Source organism: Lipingzhangella rawalii (assembly GCF_031628175.1).
Classification (GTDB): domain Bacteria; phylum Actinomycetota; class Actinomycetes; order Streptosporangiales; family Streptosporangiaceae; genus Lipingzhangella_A; species Lipingzhangella_A rawalii.
Map to the genome: position 1 here is coordinate 1 of NZ_JAVLVT010000030.1, position 2,389 is coordinate 2,389.

The window sequence follows — 2,389 nt, forward strand, 5'->3', positions numbered from 1 at the left end:
TGCGCGTCTGCCCAAGCATCGGCTGGTTGCCCCGGCTCCGGGCGGGATGGCCACCGCGCTGGAGGAAGCCCGGCGTTATCGCCGCTGTGTGGTGTGGTTGGACAACGTCGACCGGCACCTGCATGTGGATGCGGATCTTACCGCCGAGGCCCTCACCGCCCTGGTTGATTCCCAGGCGCGGCGTCACTGTGTGGTGGTGGCCACCCTGACCAGGAGTCAGGAATCTCAGCTCAAGGCCGTTCCCGAGGATGCTGCGCGTCTGCCGGTGTATCAGCGGGCCCGTGAGTTGTTGGAGCGGGCCCACCGCGTGACCGTGCCGCGGCTGTTCACCGCTGAGGAGCGGGCGCGTGCGGAGGATATCGACGATGCGCGTATCGCTGTGGCGCTGGCCCGGTCGCAGGAGTATGGTATTGCCGAGTATCTGGCTAACGGGCCACGCCTGCTGGCGGAGTGGGACAACGCCTGGAGCGCCAACACCGATCCCCACGCGCCTAGCTATCCCCGCGGTGCCGCGCTGATCGCTGCCGCGGTGGAGCTGCGCCGCGCTGGCTACCTCTCCGCTCTGCCCCGGGAGCTGTTGGAGCAGGTCCACACCCACTATCTTGACCAGTACGGTGGTCAGCGCCTGCATCCCGAACCTCTGGCCCGGGCCTGGGAGTGGGCGCTCAAACCCCGCTTTGCCACCACGCACCTCCTCACCCCCGTTGAGGACGACACCGGCCACGAGTCGGGCCGGGTGGAGGTGTTTGACTACCTGGTCGATGCCACCCACCGCCGCACCCCCGCCGGGGAACATGCCCCCGAGCACGTCATCACCGCCGCGCTCGAACACGCCACCGCCGCAGACGCCCACAGCATCGGCGCCACCGCCTACAGCCAGGGCCGCTACCCCCTGGCCGAACGCGCCTACCGCCAGGCCCACGCTGCTTACACGGAGGAACACGGTCCTGACCACCCCGACACCCTGACCAGCCGGAACAACCTCGCCGGCATGTTGGCTGAGCGGGGCTGGTTGGAGGAGGCCGAGGCCGAGCAGCGCGCTGTGTTCCAGGCATGCCGCCGGGTGTTGGGTGAGGACCACCCCCACACCCTGACCAGCCGGGGCAGCCTCGCCGGCGTGCTTGCGGATCTGGGCCGGTGGGAGGAGGCCGAGGCTGAGCAGCGCGCCACTCTAGAAGTACGCCGCCGGGTGTTGGGTGAGGACCACCCCCACACCCTGACCAGCCGGAACAACCTCGCCAACGTGCTTGCGGATCTGGGCCGGTGGGAGGGGGCCGAGGCTGAGCAGCGCGCCACTCTAGAAGTACGCCGCCGGGTGTTGGGTGAGGACCACCCCGACACCCTGAACAGCCGGAACAACCTCGCCGGCGTGTTGAGGGATCGGGGCCGGTGGGAGGAGGCCGAGGCCGAGCACCGCGCCACTCTAGAAGTACGCCGCCGGGTGTTGGGTGAGGACCACCCCGACACCCTGACCAGCCGGAACAACCTCGCCAACTTGTTGAGGGAGCGGGGCCGGTTGGAGGAGGCCGAGGCCGAGCACCGCGCTGTGTACCAGGCGTTCAGCCGGGTGTTGGGTGAGGACCACCCCCACACCCTGACCAGCCGGGCCAACCTCGCCGGCGTGCTTGCGGATCTGGGCCGGTGGGAGGGGGCCGAGGCTGAGCAGCGCGCCACTCTAGAAGTACGCCGCCGGGTGTTGGGTGAGGACCACCCCCACACCCTGACCAGCCGGAACAACCTCGCCAACGTGCTGGGGCAGCGGGGCCGGTGGGAGGAGGCCGAGGCCGAGCACCGCGCCACTCTAGAAGTACGCCGCCGGGTGTTGGGTGAGGACCACCCCCACACCCTGACCAGCCGGGCCAACCTCGCCAACGTGCTGGGGCAGCGGGGCCGGTGGGAGGAGGCCGAGGCCGAGCACCGCGCTGTGTACCAGGCGTTCAGCCGGGTGTTGGGTGAGGACCACCCCCACACCCTGACCAGCCGGGCCAACCTCGCCGGCGTGCTTGCGGATCGGGGCCGGTGGGAGGAGGCCGAGGCCGAGCACCGCGCTGTGTACCAGGCGTTCAGCCGGGTGTTGGGTGAGGACCACCCCGAAACCCTGACCAGCCGGGCCAACCTCGCCAACTTGTTGAGGGAGCGGGGCCGGTGGGAGGAGGCCGAGGCTGAGCAGCGCGCCACTCTAGAAGTACGCCGCCGGGTGTTGGGTGAGGACCACCCCCACACCCTGACCAGCCGGGCCAGCCTCGCCCGCGTGCTGGCGGAGCAGGGCTGGTGGGAGGAGGCCGAGGCTGAGCAGCGCGCCACTCTAGAAGTACGCCGCCGGGTGTTGGGTGAGGACCACCCCGCCACCCTGACCAGCCGGAACAACCTCGCCAACGTGCTGGGGCAG

1 protein-coding gene is annotated in these 2,389 nt (G+C 70.2%); it reads left to right on the plus strand.

Features of this window, described 5'->3' with window-relative positions:
- The coding region (locus tag RIF23_RS20615; protein WP_310914298.1) for a tetratricopeptide repeat protein at positions 1 to 2,389 on the plus strand (2,389 nt) is incomplete at both ends.